The sequence below is a fragment of the uncultured Phocaeicola sp. genome, from assembly GCF_948499155.1.
In the GTDB taxonomy this organism is placed as follows: Bacteria; Bacteroidota; Bacteroidia; order Bacteroidales; family Bacteroidaceae; genus Phocaeicola; species Phocaeicola faecalis.
In genome coordinates, this window is the sequence record NZ_CAOOSE010000015.1 from 49389 (window position 1) to 66772 (window position 17384).

The 17384-nt window shown below is 44.7% G+C and carries 14 protein-coding genes and 1 tRNA gene; 5 read left to right on the forward strand and 10 right to left on the reverse strand.

Annotated elements, in window-relative coordinates; translation table 11 throughout:
* Positions 1 to 3: 3 nt before the first annotated feature.
* The 3 genes from QYT14_RS11715 to QYT14_RS11725 are packed head-to-tail and all read left to right on the forward strand — an operon-like array spanning position 4 to position 5010.
* Entirely contained in the window at positions 4 to 2295 is a 2292-nt protein-coding gene (locus QYT14_RS11715; RefSeq protein WP_288325459.1) for an outer membrane beta-barrel family protein, read from the forward strand.
* A 9-nt stretch (positions 2296 to 2304) separates the two neighbouring features.
* Positions 2305 to 4497: a peptidase domain-containing ABC transporter gene (locus tag QYT14_RS11720; RefSeq protein WP_288325458.1), complete on the forward strand. Its 2193-nt coding sequence runs from the start codon at positions 2305 to 2307 to the stop codon at positions 4495 to 4497.
* A gap of 15 nt (positions 4498 to 4512) precedes the next feature.
* Complete coding sequence (locus QYT14_RS11725; protein WP_288325457.1) at positions 4513 to 5010, forward strand: HlyD family secretion protein; 498 nt, start codon at positions 4513 to 4515, stop codon at positions 5008 to 5010.
* An 81-nt stretch (positions 5011 to 5091) separates the two neighbouring features.
* On the opposite strand, the gene QYT14_RS11730 is transcribed toward QYT14_RS11725, so the two are convergent.
* Positions 5092 to 5162 (reverse strand) — tRNA-Gln (locus tag QYT14_RS11730).
* A gap of 136 nt (positions 5163 to 5298) precedes the next feature.
* Between QYT14_RS11730 and QYT14_RS11735 the strand changes: the two genes are divergently transcribed.
* Positions 5299 to 8553 (forward strand): S41 family peptidase, encoded by a 3255-nt coding sequence (locus QYT14_RS11735; protein ID WP_288325456.1) that lies wholly within the window; start codon positions 5299 to 5301, stop codon positions 8551 to 8553.
* Positions 8554 to 8775: 222 nt separating this feature from the next.
* Here the strand turns inward: QYT14_RS11735 and tyrS are convergent, their stop codons facing one another.
* The 8 genes from tyrS to metK all read right to left on the reverse strand — a co-directional run bounded on the left by tyrS (position 8776) and on the right by metK (position 15012).
* Positions 8776 to 10068, reverse strand: a complete 1293-nt coding sequence (tyrS, locus tag QYT14_RS11740) for a tyrosine--tRNA ligase (protein WP_005945209.1) — start codon at positions 10066 to 10068, stop codon at positions 8776 to 8778.
* Positions 10069 to 10147: 79 nt separating this feature from the next.
* On the reverse strand, positions 10148 to 10777 hold the full coding sequence (locus QYT14_RS11745) for a TatD family hydrolase (RefSeq protein WP_288325455.1): 630 nt from the start codon (positions 10775 to 10777) through the stop codon (positions 10148 to 10150).
* Between the two features lie 13 nt (positions 10778 to 10790).
* Positions 10791 to 11012 carry a membrane protein insertion efficiency factor YidD gene (yidD, locus tag QYT14_RS11750; RefSeq protein WP_005945203.1) on the reverse strand — a complete coding sequence of 74 codons (222 nt, stop codon included), beginning with the start codon at positions 11010 to 11012 and terminating at the stop codon, positions 10791 to 10793.
* Positions 11009 to 11398 (reverse strand): ribonuclease P protein component, encoded by a 390-nt coding sequence (gene rnpA / locus QYT14_RS11755; RefSeq protein WP_237040107.1) that lies wholly within the window; start codon positions 11396 to 11398, stop codon positions 11009 to 11011. Before rnpA ends, yidD begins: the two co-directional genes overlap by 4 nt.
* 100 nt (positions 11399 to 11498) lie before the next feature.
* Complete coding sequence (locus tag QYT14_RS11760) at positions 11499 to 12248, reverse strand: uroporphyrinogen-III synthase (protein WP_237040108.1); 750 nt, start codon at positions 12246 to 12248, stop codon at positions 11499 to 11501.
* A gap of 4 nt (positions 12249 to 12252) precedes the next feature.
* On the reverse strand, positions 12253 to 13065 hold the full coding sequence (locus QYT14_RS11765) for a DUF4271 domain-containing protein (protein WP_288325454.1): 813 nt from the start codon (positions 13063 to 13065) through the stop codon (positions 12253 to 12255).
* Positions 13062 to 13649 (reverse strand): TIGR00730 family Rossman fold protein, encoded by a 588-nt coding sequence (locus QYT14_RS11770; RefSeq protein WP_288325494.1) that lies wholly within the window; start codon positions 13647 to 13649, stop codon positions 13062 to 13064. The genes QYT14_RS11765 and QYT14_RS11770 overlap by 4 nt, the downstream gene beginning before the upstream one ends.
* Before the next feature lie 70 nt (positions 13650 to 13719).
* Complete coding sequence (metK, locus tag QYT14_RS11775; RefSeq protein ID WP_288325453.1) at positions 13720 to 15012, reverse strand: methionine adenosyltransferase; 1293 nt, start codon at positions 15010 to 15012, stop codon at positions 13720 to 13722.
* Positions 15013 to 15290: 278 nt separating this feature from the next.
* On the opposite strand from metK, the gene QYT14_RS11780 reads away from it, so the two are divergent.
* Positions 15291 to 16667 (forward strand): MFS transporter, encoded by a 1377-nt coding sequence (locus tag QYT14_RS11780; RefSeq protein WP_288325452.1) that lies wholly within the window; start codon positions 15291 to 15293, stop codon positions 16665 to 16667.
* A gap of 248 nt (positions 16668 to 16915) precedes the next feature.
* Here QYT14_RS11780 and QYT14_RS11785 read toward each other — a convergent pair whose 3' ends face one another.
* Complete coding sequence (locus tag QYT14_RS11785) at positions 16916 to 17059, reverse strand: hypothetical protein (RefSeq protein ID WP_288325451.1); 144 nt, start codon at positions 17057 to 17059, stop codon at positions 16916 to 16918.
* Positions 17060 to 17384 lie beyond the last annotated feature (325 nt).

Sequence of the window (17384 nt, forward strand, 5' to 3'; positions counted from 1 at the left end):
ACAATGAGACATTTATACATCCTCCTAGCATTGGTATATGTCACACATAGCCATGCACAAACAAGTAATATTGTCGGACAGGTAATAGACAAAGACAGTGTTGCCATAGAAGGTGTTGCCATCATTCTGCAAAAGCAGGACTCAACCTTTATAGCCGGAACCATAACGAACAAGGAAGGGCGGTTCACTCTTCCAATGACGGAAAAGCCCTATCGGTTGATGTTCCAACATCTGGCATACGAAACTATGTGTTTGAACTCATCTAAAGAACAAATAGGAAATATAATTTTAAAGGAATCAGACAGTAAACTGGATGAAGTAATCGTAAAAGCAGAACGGCCGGTTATTCGGATGATTAACAATAGATTAACCTACGATTTGCAGTCAGTAAAACAAAATAAAATAATCGCTAATGCTCACGAACTACTAAAAGAATTGCCCAGTATCAGCAGCACAGATGGAAACAGCCTCAACCTAGCAGGAGCGAACGGCACTACCATATTAATATCCGGCAAAGTCTCCAGCCTGAGTACCGAACAAATCATTGAATATTTAAAAACATTGCCGGCCGAAAAAGTGGAGAAAGTGGAAGTTATCTACAATGCTCCTCCACAACTACACATTAAAGGTGCCGTTATCAATGTGGTACTGAAAAAAGAAAATAGATACACCATGAATGGACAGGTACAGGCTACATGGACCAACCAGCATGAAAATTCTTTCAGCGGTGTGGGAAGTTTGTTTCTGACTAGCCCCAAATGGTCATTCGACTTAATGTATTCAATTGCTGACAACAAACAAATAAGTAAAAGCACAACTACAGCAAAACATACCTTGGGAAACGATATCTATGACATTGACTCGGAAAGTCGTACCAAATCAACTAGCAACAAACATAACGTATACACAAACATAGCGTATAACTTAGATGATACCCACTCACTGGAACTGTCATACAACGGACTATATGCCCCCCGGAACAAATCAGATGCATATAGCGTGAACAACCTATTTTCGGATGCAAACTCCCTAAACAAAGGAAAAAACTACTTACACAATGCCAGCCTGTACTACAAACATAAATGGGGAAACATTTCTGTAGAGTACACTAACTATACAGACGACAACACGCAAAACATGAAGTATATAAAAGACCACCACTCCATAGATGCATTCACCTATCAGCGAAAACAGAATATAGACCGCGTGAAAGCGTATGCCGACATGAGCCATAACTTGAAGAACAATTGGATATTAAACTATGGAGTCAGCTATAACTATGTAAAGAACAACAACAAACAAAGCAATGTAGACAAACAGCACGACAATGAAGGCAGTTTTACAAATGCCTTCGCTACAGAAGAACATACAGGAAATATTTATGCCGGTACCCAAAAATCTTTCTATGAAGGAAAACTGTCGATAGATTGTTCACTCATCGGTGAATTATACAAAATAAACAGTTACAGAAAAAATGCCTTGTTGCCTAATATAACAGTTACTTTTATTCCGGAAAACAATCACATCTTCCAGTTGGCATACAATTCCATCAGGAGCTATCCGAGTTATTGGCAAAGACAGAATTACACTTCCTATAATGATGAATATAGCATCTCTATGGGCAACCCTCTACTAAAACCGGCACGAACCGGCAATGCCAATTTGACCTATGTATTGAAGAATAAATACACTTTTCAAGTCTCCTACTATAAGGTGGAAGATTTTTTCATAGACCAAAGCTATCAATCGCCGGAGAAACTGCAATTACTGCATAAAACTTTCAATATAGACTACACGTCGTTGCTGAACTTTACAGCAGCCATTCCTATCAATTTCGGGAATATTGTCAGCTCAAACCTGATTGCTAACATATACAACGAACGTTATAAAAGCAACGAATGGTTTCAACTTGCATACAACAGAAATAAATGGACCGGATCGTTAATGGCTTACAACACTATCTTCATATCAAAAAAGCCCAATATAACCATGAATCTTATGGCTTTCTACAGAACTCCCAGCATACAGGGAATCTGGGATTTGGAAGATAACTGGTGCATCAACACCGGTTTGAGATATACTTTTGCAAAAGATAAAGCAATAGTCAGCCTACAATGCAATGACATTTTTGAATCCTTGTATCCCAAAGTAAAGGTAAGATTTGACAAACAGTATCAAAACCTCAACCAAAATTTCTATCAACGCAATATCACATTGAGTTTTACCTACAAATTCAACGGATTCCAAGATAGAACTCCTAAAGAAGTGGATACTTCAAGATATGGAGTAAATTAACGTACCATCATGAGCAAATTCCACGTTTACCACCAGCACGATTCCATGCAGTGCGGCATTGCCTGCCTGCAAATGATATGCAAATACCATGGGAAAGAGTATTCACAAGATACTCTTTCCCACTACTGCTTTGCTACCAACGAAGGCGTGTCACTACTGGGCATCAGCGATGCGGCAACCCGCCTGGGGCTGCACACCACGTGCGGACGAGTAACAATAGAACAACTGCACGAAGCTCCATTACCCTGCATCCTGCATTGGAATCAAAACCATTTCGTAGTTCTCTATCAAATAAAGAAAGGTAAAACATTCTATATTGCCGACCCCGGAAAGGGACTTGTAACCTATGACGATAGGGAATTTAAGGAACATTGGCTTAGCACCCGGTCTAATGGAGAAGAAAAAGGAATAGTCATGTTTTTACAGCCTACTCCTGCCTTTTATGAACAGCAGGAAGAAACAACAAAAGACAAACGCTCTTTCCGTTTTCTGCTGGGTTACCTCAGACAGCACCGCCGCTACTTCGGACAAATCATACTAGGAGCGTTGGTGGGGTGTCTGCTGCAGCTCATCTTTCCATTCCTCACGCAAGCGATTGTAGATGTAGGTATCGTCCATCAAAATCTGAACTTTATCTATCTTATCTTACTGGGGCAACTGATACTAACCATCAGCCGTGCTTCGGTCGACTTTATCCGCCGATGGATTTTGCTGCATATCAGTATGCGAATCAATATTTCGTTGGTTTCCGACTTTTTCATCAAATTGCTCAAACTCCCTATGTCGTTCTTCGACACCAAACTGATGGGTGACCTGATGCAACGCATGAACGACCACAACAGGATAGAGAAGTTTCTCACCACCCAAATGCTGAACGTCACGTTCTCACTGCTCAGTTTCGTGGTGTTCGGCTGTGTATTATTCAGCTATAATCTGGCCATTTTCTGCATCTTTATGCTTGCAAGCGTTCTTTATGCTTTATGGATTGCCTTGTTTCTGAAAAAAAGAAAGATTCTGGATTATGAATTATTCGAAAAACAGGCAGAAAACAGCAACAAGACCTACCAATTCATCACTGCCATGCAAGAGATTAAGCTACAAGACTGCGAGCAACGCCGGCGATGGGAATGGGAAGATGTGCAAGCGGATTTGTTCGGCGTACAAATGAAAAGCTTGAAGTTGCAACAAACACAGGAGGCCGGAAGCATATTCATCAACGAAGTGAAAAATATAGTGATAACCGTGGTTGCCGCCACCGCCGTCATCCACGGACAAATGACACTGGGTATGATGCTGGCTGTGCAATACATCATCGGACAACTGAACAGTCCGGTGGAACAATTGATGAGCTTCCTTTATTCATTGCAAGATGTGAAAATCAGTCTGGAACGCATCAATGAAATTCATGAAATGAAGAATGAAGAGAATGAAAACAGGCTATTGACCGAAATACCGGGTATCTCCAATGACCTTTCTTTTGAGCATGTCGGCTTCAAATATGACCCGCACAGCCCGAAGATGACCATAGAAGATGTAAGCCTCACCATCCCCGAAACGAAAGTGACCGCCATAGTGGGTGCTTCGGGCAGTGGAAAAACCACCTTGCTGAAACTGTTGCTGGGGTATTATCCTGTAATGAACGGAGAAATAAAGATAGGAGAAGCCAACCTGAACAGCTTCAACCTGAAATGGTGGCGCAGGCAGTGCGGGGTAGTAATGCAAGACGGAGTGATATTCTCTGAATCCATTGCCCGAAACATCGCCGTGGATGACGGAGACATAGATGGAGAAAGACTGCTGCGTGCTGTAGAAATAGCCAATATAAAAGAATTCATCATGAGTCTGCCCATGCGGTTCAGTACCATGATAGGCAGAGACGGAATAGGATTGAGCCAAGGACAGAAACAACGTATACTGATAGCCCGTGCGGTTTACAAAGACCCGTTATATATCTTCCTGGATGAAGCCACTAATGCCTTGGATGCCAAAAACGAACGAGCTATAGTCGAGAATCTGGATCAGTTCTATAAAGGAAGGACAGTCGTAGTGGTAGCCCACCGGCTCAGCACCGTAAAAAATGCCCACCAAATTATAGTGTTGGATAAAGGACGTATAGTGGAGACCGGTAACCATGCTTCACTGATAGAGAAAAAGGGGGCCTATTATAATCTTGTAAAAAACCAATTAGAACTGGGAAATTAGAAAACAGAAAAAATTATGGCAGATTTCAATAATATAGAACTGAGAAGTGAAAAGGTAAGGAACATTATCGGCAAAGTACCGCCCGAAATCATACGCACCGGAATAGGCGATATCACCGGCATCCTACTGATATTAATATTGGCGGCATTCTTTATTCCTTATCCAGAAAGCATCAAGGGCACAGCCACCGTAACAGGGATTGATGTAACCGGTTGCATTCATGCCGAAGTGCTTATCCCCTACCGATACATTACAAAAGTAAAGAAAGGAATGCCTGTAGAAATGGAATTCGAAGGATATGAAGCAGCCCGGCATGGTTATCCAAATGGAAAAATAGTGAATTGCACGAAGACAGTAACTGTAATGGATGGAAATAATTTCTTCACAGCCGAAATAATACTAGACAACCAACATGCTTCTTATCCCATCCTAAAAGATATGAAAGGCTCTGCCTCTATCTTACTTTCAGACGAAAGCATAGCTTGCCATATCTTCCCAATGTTAGGACATTAAGACTGATGGTGACCGGATATGAAAAAAGCCTCTAAAACTGTAATTTTAGAGGCTTTTTGTCTTAAATAAACTGTTGATTTGTTGGACTACCAAGATTCGAACTTGGACAAACAGAACCAAAACCTGTTGTGCTACCATTACACCATAGTCCAATCATTATGTGCTTTCCTTGGAAAGCGGTGCAAAGATACGTTTTTCTATCTATATAATCCAAATATTTTCGCACTTTTTTTTGCTACAAAATGCAAATGTGTATCTTTGTAAGCCTAATTAAAAGACTTCTATAGTATGAAAAAACTTCTAGCCTGTATTGCGCTGGGCTGTATAGCGACGGCGAACAGTTACGCAGGAACTCCACTTTGGATGCGTGACGTGCAGATTTCCCCGGATGGTAAGGAAATCGTTTTTTGTTATAAAGGGGATATTTATAAGGTGCCTGCCAAAGGAGGCGCTGCTACCCAACTCACCACACAGAGTTCTTACGAGTGTACGCCTATATGGTCGCCCGACGGAAAAAAAATAGCTTTTGCCAGTGACCGAAACGGAAATTTCGATGTGTTCGTGATGCCTGCCGATGGCGGACCGGCACAGCGGCTCACCACTCATTCGGCAGCAGAACTGCCTTCCGCTTTTACCCCGGACGGCAAATACATACTTTTCTCCGCTGCCATTCAAGACCCTGCCAACAGTGCCTTGTTTCCCACATCGGCCATGACCGAACTATATAGAGTGCCCACCAAAGGAGGACGTACCGAACAGGTGTTGGGAACTCCTGCCGAAGCCGTATGTTTTGATAAAACCGGAAAAACCTTGCTCTATCAAGATAGAAAAGGTTTTGAAGATGAATGGCGCAAACATCATACATCGTCCATCACCAGAGATGTGTGGATGTATGACACGCAAAGCCGAAAACATACCAACCTCACCCGGCATGCAGGCGAAGACCGGAATCCGGTACTCTCTCCGGACAATCAGACTGTCTATTTCCTGAGCGAACGTGATGGCGGAAGCTTCAACGTATATTCGTTCCCGCTCGATGCACCGCAATCCGTCAAGCCGGTGACAAGTTTCAAGACCCATCCGGTCCGTTTCCTTTCTATGGGCAGCAACGGGACTTTGTGCTATACTTATGATGGCGAAATCTATACCCAACAAGGAAATGCCGCCCCACAAAAGGTAAAAATAGACCTGATACGTGACGATCAGGACAAAATAGCTGATTTAAGTTTTACTAAAGGCGCTACTTCGGCCACGGTGTCACCCGATGGAAAACAGATTGCATTCATCGTACGCGGAGAAGTCTTTGTCACTTCGGCTGATTACACTACTACCAAACAGATTACCCACACCCCGGCACGCGAAGCAGGGGTAACCTTTGCACCCGATAACCGCACACTGGCATACGCCAGCGAGAGAAACGGTAACTGGGAATTGTATCTGGCTAAAATAGCACGCAAGGAAGAAGCAAACTTCCCGAATGCCACTCTTATCGAAGAGGAAGTGTTATTGCCGTCCGCCAAGGTGGAACGCGCCTATCCGCAGTTTTCACCGGACGGCAAGGAGTTGGCCTTTATCGAAGACCGCAACCGCTTGATGGTGATGAATCTCGATACTAAGAAGGTACGCCAAGTGACGGACGGCTCCACATGGTACAGCACCGGAGGAGGTTTTGACTATGCTTGGTCACCCGACGGCAAATGGTTTACATTGGAGTTTATCGGGAACAGGCATGACCCATATTCAGACATCGGCTTGGTTAATGCGCAAGGAGGAGATATCATTAATATTACCAATAGCGGTTACACCAGCGGTTCGCCCCGTTGGGTGCTCGATGGCAATGCCATCCTGTTTATCACCGAACGCTATGGTATGCGCAATCATGCTTCATGGGGCTCATTGAACGATGTCATGCTGGTGTTCCTCAATCAGGATGCATACGACAAGTTCCGCTTGAGCAAGGAAGATTATGAATTGCAGAAAGAACTGGAAAAGGAACAGGATAAGACCAAAAAAGACGAGTCGAAGAAAGACAAGAAAAAGGATAAGGATAAAAAAGAAGATACCAAAGAGGAGAAAATAAAGGATATTGTGGTCGAACTGAAGAATATGGAAGACCGCATTGTGCGCCTTACTCCCAATTCCTCGGACTTAAGCAGCGCCATCATCTCCAAAGACGGTGAGAAGCTTTATTATCTTTCTGCTTTTGAAGGCGGATTCGACCTTTGGAAACTGGACCTCAGAAAGAAGGATACCAAGTTGCTCCATAAGATGAATACCGGTTGGACAAACATGGAAATGGATAAGGAAGGAAAAGAAATCTTTGTCTTGGGCGGAAGCACCATGCAGAAGATGAATGCCGCTTCCGAAACATTGAAGCCCATAAGCTATAAGGCGGATATGACGATGGACTTGGCAGCAGAACGCGAATATATGTTCAATCATGTCTATAAACAGCATCAGAAGCGTTTCTACAATCTCAATATGCATGGGATAGACTGGGATGCCATGAGTGCCGCTTATCGCAAATTCCTGCCGCATATCAGCAATAACTATGACTTTGCCGAGATGCTGAGCGAATGGTTGGGCGAACTCAATGTGTCGCACACCGGAGGACGTTATTATTCCAATCTAAAGGGAGATGCCACAGCCAATCTGGGACTGCTGTACGACTGGAACTATGACGGCAAGGGGCTGCTCATTTCCGAAGTGGTGGAAAAAGGACCGTTCGACCATGCCCGCTCCAAAGTAAAAGCCGGAGACATTGTAGAGAAAATAAACGGAAAAGAAATTACTGCCGAAGCAGACTATGCGGCACTATTCAATAATTTAAGCCGGAAGAAGACGCTGGTTTCTCTTTATAATCCTCAGACCAAAGAACGCTGGGAAGAGGTGGTGGTTCCTATCAGCAACGGTGCTCTGAACGGATTGCTTTACACGCGCTGGGTGAAACAGCGTGCCGCTGATGTGGACAAATGGTCTGGCGGACGTTTGGGCTATGTACATATCCAGTCGATGGGTGATGACAGTTTCCGCTCTGTCTACTCGGACATCTTGGGCAAATACAATGACCGCGAAGGAATTGTAATCGACACTCGTTTCAACGGCGGAGGCCGCTTGCACGAGGATATAGAGATACTATTCAGCGGCAAGAAGTATTTCACTCAGGTGGTACGCGGACGTGAAGCGTGTGATATGCCGAGCCGTCGTTGGAACAAGCCGTCCATCATGCTGCAATGCGAAGCCAATTACAGTAATGCACACGGTACTCCGTGGGTTTACAGTCATCAAAAATTGGGCAAGCTGGTGGGTATGCCTGTACCGGGCACCATGACGAGTGTATCGTGGGAGACGCTTCAAGACCCCTCACTGGTATTCGGTATTCCTATCATCGGTTATCAATTGCCGGACGGAAGTTATCTGGAAAACAGTCAGTTGGAACCGGATATCAAGGTAGCCAATTCACCGGAAACAGTCGTTCAGGGCGAAGATACTCAGTTGAAAGTGGCTGTGGATGAATTGCTGAAGGAAATAGATGGGAAATAAAATACGAATATAGAGTTATAAGAAGGAACAAAAAAGCGGGAGTGTGTCAAAACTAAACCAGCCTATCCAATCGTCAGTTGTAGGGGCAGGGTTTGCCTGCCCGAAGACACAAAGTAAACTGTTTTCGGGCGAGTGAACCTCGCCCCTACGAACGAAACGACAGCATTATCCACGTTTTGACATACCCCCGTCTTATATCTATCAAAAAGAATCTCTCTTTCCTTACTTGGCAATCACCAGATAATAGTTCTTCTTACCGCGTTGAACCAGCAGGTATTTTTCATCCAGCAGGTCGGCAGTCGTAATCACTTGGTCAAAGGCATTTAGTTTCTCTTTATTCAGCGAAACGCCTCCACCTTGAACCAACTTACGCATCTCACCTTTTGAAGCGAAGACAGCAGCGTTATCGACGAATAAATCTACCGCTTTCACACCTTCTGCCAATGCATCACGTGATACCTCAAACTGGGGAACACCTTCGAATACGGCCAGCAACGTGTCTTCATCCAGTTTCTTCAATGCCTCCGAAGTAGCATTACCAAACAGAATGCCTGATGCTTCGACAGCCGCATTGTAGTCTTCTTCCGAATGAACCATAACAGTCACTTCCTTGGCCAGACGCTTCTGCAATACACGCAAATGTGGAGCTTCGGCATGTTCTGCGGTCAATGCTTCCACTTCTTCCTGACTCAGTGAAGTAAAGATTTTGATGTAGCGGGCAGCATCCTCATCACTTACATTCAACCAGAACTGATAGAATTTGTAAGGAGAAGTATAACGGGGATCCAACCAGATGTTACCTGATTCAGTCTTACCGAACTTGCCACCATCGGCCTTTGTAATCAACGGACAAGTCAAAGCAAATACTTCGCCACCGTTGGTACGGCGAATCAACTCGGCACCGGTAGTAATGTTACCCCATTGGTCAGAGCCACCCATCTGAAGTTTACAGCCTTTTGTTTCGTATAAGTGCAGGAAGTCATAACCCTGCAACAGCTGGTAAGTAAATTCTGTAAATGACAAACCGTCACGGGCTTCACCGTTCAAACGTTTCTGTACAGAATCCTTAGCCATCATATAGTTCACTGTGATATGCTTACCTACCTCACGGGCAAAATCAAGGAAAGTAAAATCCTTCATCCAATCATAGTTATTCACCAATTCGGCTTTGTTGGGAGCATCGCTCTCAAAGTCCAAGAACTTGGCCAGCTGCTTCTTGATGCAAGCTACGTTGTGACGCAAAGTCTCTTCTGTCAGCAGATTACGTTCCTGCGATTTACCGGAAGGGTCGCCAATCATACCGGTTGCACCACCTACAAGAGCCAACGGCTTATGACCGCAACGCTGGAAATGACGCAGCATCATCACACCACACAAGTGGCCGATATGCAAAGAGTCAGCAGTAGGGTCGATGCCCAGATATGCTGTAACTTGTTCTTTAGCCAATAACTCCTCGGTGCCCGGCATCATTGTATGCACCATTCCACGCCATGTTAATTCTTCTACAAAATTCATCGAATGATTAATCTATTTAATTGTTTGATTTATACTTTAATGCCACAAAAGTACGACTCTTTATCTGAAGAAACAACTCTTATCGCCGAAAAAAGATTTTTCCCGCATTTTCGGCTATCTGCATGGAAAGCTCTTCTACGGTCACCCGCCGCACTTCGGCAATGCCCTTTATGATGTCACGGACGGGCATCCGGCTTTCATCCGTCTCGGTCAGCAAGCACTCCAAAGGAATCTCCTGCAACACAGGTAGTTGATACTTCTCTCCTATCGAAAGACGAATATCCTCGCGCAGCAACATCCGGGCTATATTCACATTATTACGGAAGCCGTGTACCACCCACGGCATGCTTGGACGGAATTTTCTTTTCAGCTCCACCAACTCGTTAAAGGCTTTCACACAATGAATGACCAACGGTTTGCCTATCTCTTCCGCCAACAAGATTTGTCGTTCAAATACTTCTTTCTGAAGCATCGGATTCGTCGAGGTCATTTTATCGAGCCCTGCCTCGCCAATAGCCAGCACAGCAGGATGTGTCACCGCTTTGCGCAGCAGTTCCCACTCTTCCTCCCACCTGCCTCCCACCCTCCACGGATGAATGCCCACAGAATAATAATTTCCCTCTATGGGACAGAAAGCGGCAGGTTCTACATTCAGAATGCTTTCGCCCGCTATCGGAGCCGCATAATGAGTATGGATATCAAGTAACATAAAATGCTATAGTTTAAGGGACAGGATCGTATCCCGAACCACCCCACGGATGGCAACGCAACAAACGGCGGACGGCCAGATACAAACCCTTAAAAGGGCCATGTTTCTTAATCGCCTCGATAGCATATTCGGAACAAGTGGGAACAAAACGACAGGAAGGCGGAGTCATGGGAGAAATATAACCCCGGTAGAAATAAATAGGGAGTAGCAGAAGACGTGAAAGCAGCTTTTTCATTCTATTTTTTCTATTATATGAAACAGTAACCTCTTCACCTTCTCCTCTACCTCAGCCGAAGGATGGATTTCGTTGTCCAACCATATAAAGGCTAAAACCAGTCTTTTGTCCTTGGCAACCAGTGCATCTGTCAGTAGCCGTTTATTCTTGCGGTATGCTTCACGCACCTGGCGTTTCACCAAATTGCGTTTTACCGCCCGCTTGAAGCGTTTCTTAGGGACACTTATCAAGATAGAAGCAGGTGCCTCCCCCTCCGAAGCATCCAGCCACATATACACCACACGCAAGGGGAAAGCCGGAAAAGATTTGTTTCCACCGGCAAAAAGACGTTCTATCATCGCCTTGCTGTTCAATCGTTCCGCTTTGCTAAGTGTATATTCTGCCATAGTTTTACTTTTCCATATAAAAAGAAACCGAGGGTTTCGGATCACAAAGTTATAACTTTTTGATACAAAACCCCCGATTTCGGGCTATAAACTAAAAAAATTAATCTTTGTTACGTTCACGGATAAACATATCCAGTGCAGCCGTCATTGAAGGAGCTTCCACAGTAGGAGCTTCCAGGTCAAGACGCAAACCGGCTTCTTTGACCGCTTTAGCCGTTGCAGGACCAAAACATCCGATGGCAATCTCTTTTTGGTCGAACTCAGGGAAGTTTTTCATCAATGAGTTGATTCCGGCAGGACTGAAGAACAGCAACATATCGTAATCAAAATTTTCTTCGGGAGTGAAATCGTTGCTTACTGTGCGATACATCACTACCTCAGTGTGTTGAATCTTCTTGCCGTCCAATGCATTTCTAATCTCGTCATTGTGCACGTCCGACATCGGAACAAGATACTTCTCAGTGCCATGTTTAACAATGGATGGAAGCAAATCCGCAAATTTACCGGTCGCTCCAAAGAACACTTTGCGTTTACGATACTGCACATACTTCTGTATATACAAGGCAATTGTTTCGGAAGTACAGAAATACTTCATTGTCTCGGGTATGGTAACACGTAATTCAGCACATAGGCTGAAAAAGTGATCAATAGCGTGTCTTGAAGTAAATATCACTGCTGTATGATCAAGAATAGAGACTTTTTGTTGTCTGAACTCTTTGGCCGACAAGCTCTCAACTTTGATGAACGGGCGAAAATCAATTTTCACACCGTACTTCTCAGCTATATCGTAATAAGGTGACTTCTCAGAAGTCGGTTTCGGCTGAGATACGAGGACTTTTTTTATTTTCAATGTACTAAAAATTTAAAACCAAAATGTTGTTCGCTATAACTATCCCCTTCCACAGTATCAGGTCAGGGAGAATTTCTAGGGCACAAAAGTACAGAATTAAATGGAGAATGCCATGAATTCTGTTGAAAAAGTTATTAATGCACTTATAAAACAGCAGAATTTTAGCAATTATTATAACAAAACCGATAAAATAAGGCGCAAGTTGCGGTGATAAATCAAAATAGACAATCAAAAGGACAATGGGGAAAAGCAGAAAACCGGCTCCGATTATCACGTTAAAATACGATTCTATCCAAATCATATTCTTGATTTTGTTAAAAAATATCCAATTCACAAAGCTATATGCCAGCCACTTAAACAACAAGAAGAGAACCACACATCCTATGAAAATACTCAATAACAGATAGTGGGGTACAACGCGGAATAAGAGCAAATCGTGGTCCGAAAAATAATCATATACACAGAAACCGGCAAGGATGCAGGTCTGGAAAATCAGGCCTAGTGTATAACGGACATCCGAGGCAGTGGTATCGTCAAACAAGCTGGCACGCTCTTTCGACAAGGAGAAATTCTTAAACTGTTGCTCCAGATGTTTCTTTCCGTGGGCAAGGACGTAGGACACCAGGATGAAACACAGAAACAAGACACTGGTCACCATCCAATCCGACCGAAGCTGATAAGGTATTTGTTCTCCTCTCATCCCTTCTTGTCTGGTGACATGATGTACCTTTTGCGTCAAAGTCGTATCCACACGGCTTTGTTCTTCGGCATATAGCTGAAGCAGGTATTCTATTCCGGGATGACAGTTTTCGCTCATATCGCTGCAAATTTACGGATTTCTTTGTTCCAGACAGGTGTTGTATAGAGTAAATTGACGGCCTCTTCGGGTTCAGAAGCTACTTTCCAGATAGCGCCATGCTCTTTTCGCATAAAGTTCTCGTCTACTGCCCTTTGCATCATATCCAACAGGGAGTCATAAAAGCCGTTGATATTCAAGATAATAATGGGATTGAGATAGAGTCCCAATTGCTTCCATGTAATGATTTCGAGTAGTTCTTCCAATGTTCCGCATCCGCCCGGCAAAGCAATCACTCCATCCGACAAATCGGCCATCATCCGTTTGCGTTCATGCATGGTCTCGGTTTCAATCAGTTTGGTCAGCCCGGTGTGATGCCATCCCTGTTCTACCATAAAATGCGGGATAACGCCTGTCACAGTACCACCGGCAGCCAATGCCGCATTGGAGGTTGCGGCCATCAGACCGATACAGCCTGCGCCATTAATCAGATTAATCCGCTTTTCCGCCAAAAGACGTCCCAGTTCCCCGGCAGCATCAAAATATTCTTTTGCAATCTTTGTGCTGGATGCACTATAGACACATACGTTTTTTATATCGTTCATCATTGTAAAGCCTTATATTTTCGGGCGGAGTGAATCCGCCCGAAAACACACCATATCCGGATTCGTTTTTTTATAAACCGAATGTTTCCTTTATCTTATCCACATAATCCAGCTTTTCCCAAGTAAACAACTCCACTTCCAGTGTCTTGGTCTCATGATACATAGATTCATAAGTCTTGGTCACCACCTTCGGTTCACGTCCCATGTGACCGTAAGAAGCTGTTTCTTCATAAATCGGGTTACGCAGTTTCAGACGTTCTTCGATAGCCTTCGGGCGGAGGTCGAACAACTCGTCTATTTTCCTGGCTATTTCGCCGTCGGTCATCTTCACATTGCTGCGACCGTAAGTGTTCACATAGATATTGATAGGACGGGCCACACCGATGGCATACGAAACCTGAACCAGCATTTCATCGGCTACACCGGCTGCCACCATATTCTTGGCAATGTGACGGGCGGCGTATGCAGCACTGCGGTCTACTTTACTGGGGTCTTTACCCGAGAAAGCACCACCACCGTGAGCGCCTTTTCCACCGTAAGTATCAACAATAATCTTACGTCCGGTCAGACCGGTATCTCCGTGAGGGCCACCGATAACAAATTTACCGGTAGGATTCACATGATAGATTATCCGGTCATTGAACAGAGCCAGCACGTCTTCATTATGAATTTCTGCAATGACGCGGGGCATCAGGATTTCAATTACATCTTTGCGAATCTTCGCCAGCATCTCTTCATCGGCCTTCTGTTGAGCTTCTTTGGAGCCGTCGGCGGGAGTAACAAACTCGTCGTGTTGGGTAGAAACCACAATGGTATCGATACGGACAGGTTTTCCGTTATCGTCATATTCGATAGTCACCTGACTCTTTGCATCGGGACGGAGGTAAGTCATTACCTTTCCTTCGCGACGAATTTCAGCCAGAACCATCAGCAGTTTATGTGCCAAGTCGAGTGACAACGGCATATAATTTTCTGTTTCGTTGGTAGCATAGCCGAACATCATTCCCTGGTCGCCTGCACCCTGATTCATCGGGTCTTCGCGTTCTACGCCACGGTTGATGTCTGCGCTCTGCTCGTGAATAGCCGAGAACACACCGCACGAATTTCCTTCGAACATATATTCGCTTTTGGTATAACCGATGCGGTTAATCACTTCACGTGCAATACGTTGCAAGTCTACATACGCTTTTGTTTTCACTTCTCCAGCCAGCACCACCTGTCCGGTAGTTACCAGGGTTTCGCAAGCTACTTTCGAACTGGGGTCGAATGCCAACAGTTTGTCAAGCACAGCGTCCGATATTTGATCGGCCACTTTGTCGGGGTGTCCTTCTGACACCGATTCGGATGTGAATAAGTATCCCATTTTGAATATAAAATTAAGAATTTAAAACTAAAAGTTAATTCGTTATCAAACGGGGGAATTAAATCAGAGTAGAAATTATACGGAAGAAAGTCAATGTATTATTTTAGCATTTTTTTCTGTGGTTGCAAGCTACTCAAATCTCTCCACTGTTTTTAACGGCCGCAAAGATAAGCATTATTCTCCAAGCCGCATACTATTTAGCAACTCTTTAACACAGGTTCCTTAATTATTTAGAAGAAATTAAACCGAGTCTGCCCGATTTACGTTAATTTTGCAACATGAATAAAGAAAAGATTGCATTTATACCACGACAATATTTAGCTGTAATAGCCGTATTGCTGGCTATTATGATGTCAGTTCTGGATGGGACGATTATGAATATCGCCCTGCCTACGCTAGCACACGATTTCGATGTAACCCCCTCAACGGCCATTTGGATTGTCAATGCCTACCAATTGGTTATCACCATGACACTGCTTTCCTTCGCCTCATTGGGCGACATCTATGGATACAGGCGCATATTCCTTATCGGTATTTCTATATTTGTCGGTGCATCATTGGCTTGTGCCTTATCCGCTTCTTTCTGGATGCTGACGGCGGCACGCGTCATCCAAGGATTCGGAGCCGCATGTGTAATGAGTGTCAACACGGCACTTATCCGATTGATTTATCCGCCACAAATATTGGGACGCGGCATGGGAGTGAACGCCATGGTCGTTGCAGTTTCGGCAGCAGCCGGACCGTCCATCGCCGGCAGTATTCTGGCCTTGGGAAGCTGGCACTGGCTGTTTGTCATCAACATCCCGTTGGGACTGGCGGCACTCATCATCGGCCATCGCTTGCTACCGCACAATCCGCCTGTCGAAAAACGACATAAGTTCGATAAAATCAGTGCAATAGCCAATGCACTGACTTTCGGACTGCTGATTTATTCTTTGGAGGGCTTTGCACATTCCGAGAACCGCGACTTCATCGGACTGCAAATCGTGATGCTGGCCATCATAGGAACATTCTTCATCCGCCGGCAACTCAAACAAGAAGCCCCCATCCTGCCGGTCGACTTAATGCGTATCCCTATCTTTGCACTCTCCATCGGTACATCCATCACTTCATTCACGGCACAAATGTTGGCAATGGTGTCCTTGCCTTTCTTTATGCAGAATGTATTACATTATAATGCCGTCGAAATCGGACTGTTGCTGACTCCCTGGCCTTTGGCCACGATATTGACAGCCCCTCTTGCCGGACGACTTGTAGAGCGTGTGCATCCGGGACTGTTGGGAGGAATGGGAATGGCCGTATTTGCAGCAGGACTTTTCTCACTCTATATTCTTCCCGAGCATCCCGAAAGCTGGAATATTGTATGGCGGATGGCTCTCTGCGGTATGGGCTTCGGACTGTTTCAAACTCCCAATAATGTCACCATTGTCTCTTCCGCCCCTACCCGACGGAGCGGTGGCGCAAGCGGCATGCTGGGGACAGCCCGGTTACTGGGACAAACATTAGGCACTACATTGGTGGCGTTGCTTTTCCGAATATTCTCTGAAGGAGAACGTGCACAGGCTTGTTTGTTTCTGGCCATATTATTCGCTGTCGGAGCAGGGATAGTGAGCTGTATCCGAATGACACAGGCTTCGCCCGCAGGAAAGAAATGAAAGAACTCCCGAAAACCTGATACGGTATCAGGACAACCGTCAGGATATGACGGAGCCTGACACAATGACATATATACATGCAGGCTGATGCGTACGTACGTGTAGCCCGATGCATATATACGTGTGGGCTTACGCGTATATACGTATAGGCTGATGCCACCGTATGTGTGAAGTGTACTGGATTTAGTTGACAACTTCGATGTGTGAGCAAAAAGACTTTGAGCTTTTCAAAAAAGACCTTGAGGTTTTCAAAAAAGATTAGGAGGTTTCTTAAAAACTTCACCATCTTTTTTAAAAAGCTCGGCATGTTTTTCATGTAGGGGCAGTTGGGAGTATCCCCTCATTAAGCTGGTCATTCCCTCTTCTCCCTTCATCCTTTCATTTTGATTCATACACACTGGTTATCAACCGGTTAAAGATGACAGCACATCCCCTCATCCTCCCTTCAGCCGCGCTTCCCAAGTCCCTTCACAACCTGCCTTCAGCAATTGTATGTCTACACATCTTTTTAGCCCACCGGTTTCTGTAGGGGCAGACCCGTGTGTCTGCCCGAGAACAGTCTGCTTTAAGCCATCAGGCGGACACATGGGTCCGCCCCTACCGTAAATGAAAGAAGTTTAAATCCGGAAGAAGTATTACGAATGAAAGGAGGCTGAAAGGACAGTGACGGGATGTCCCTTCACTACCGGCCCCCCCCATCAGCAGAGCGTTTCAACG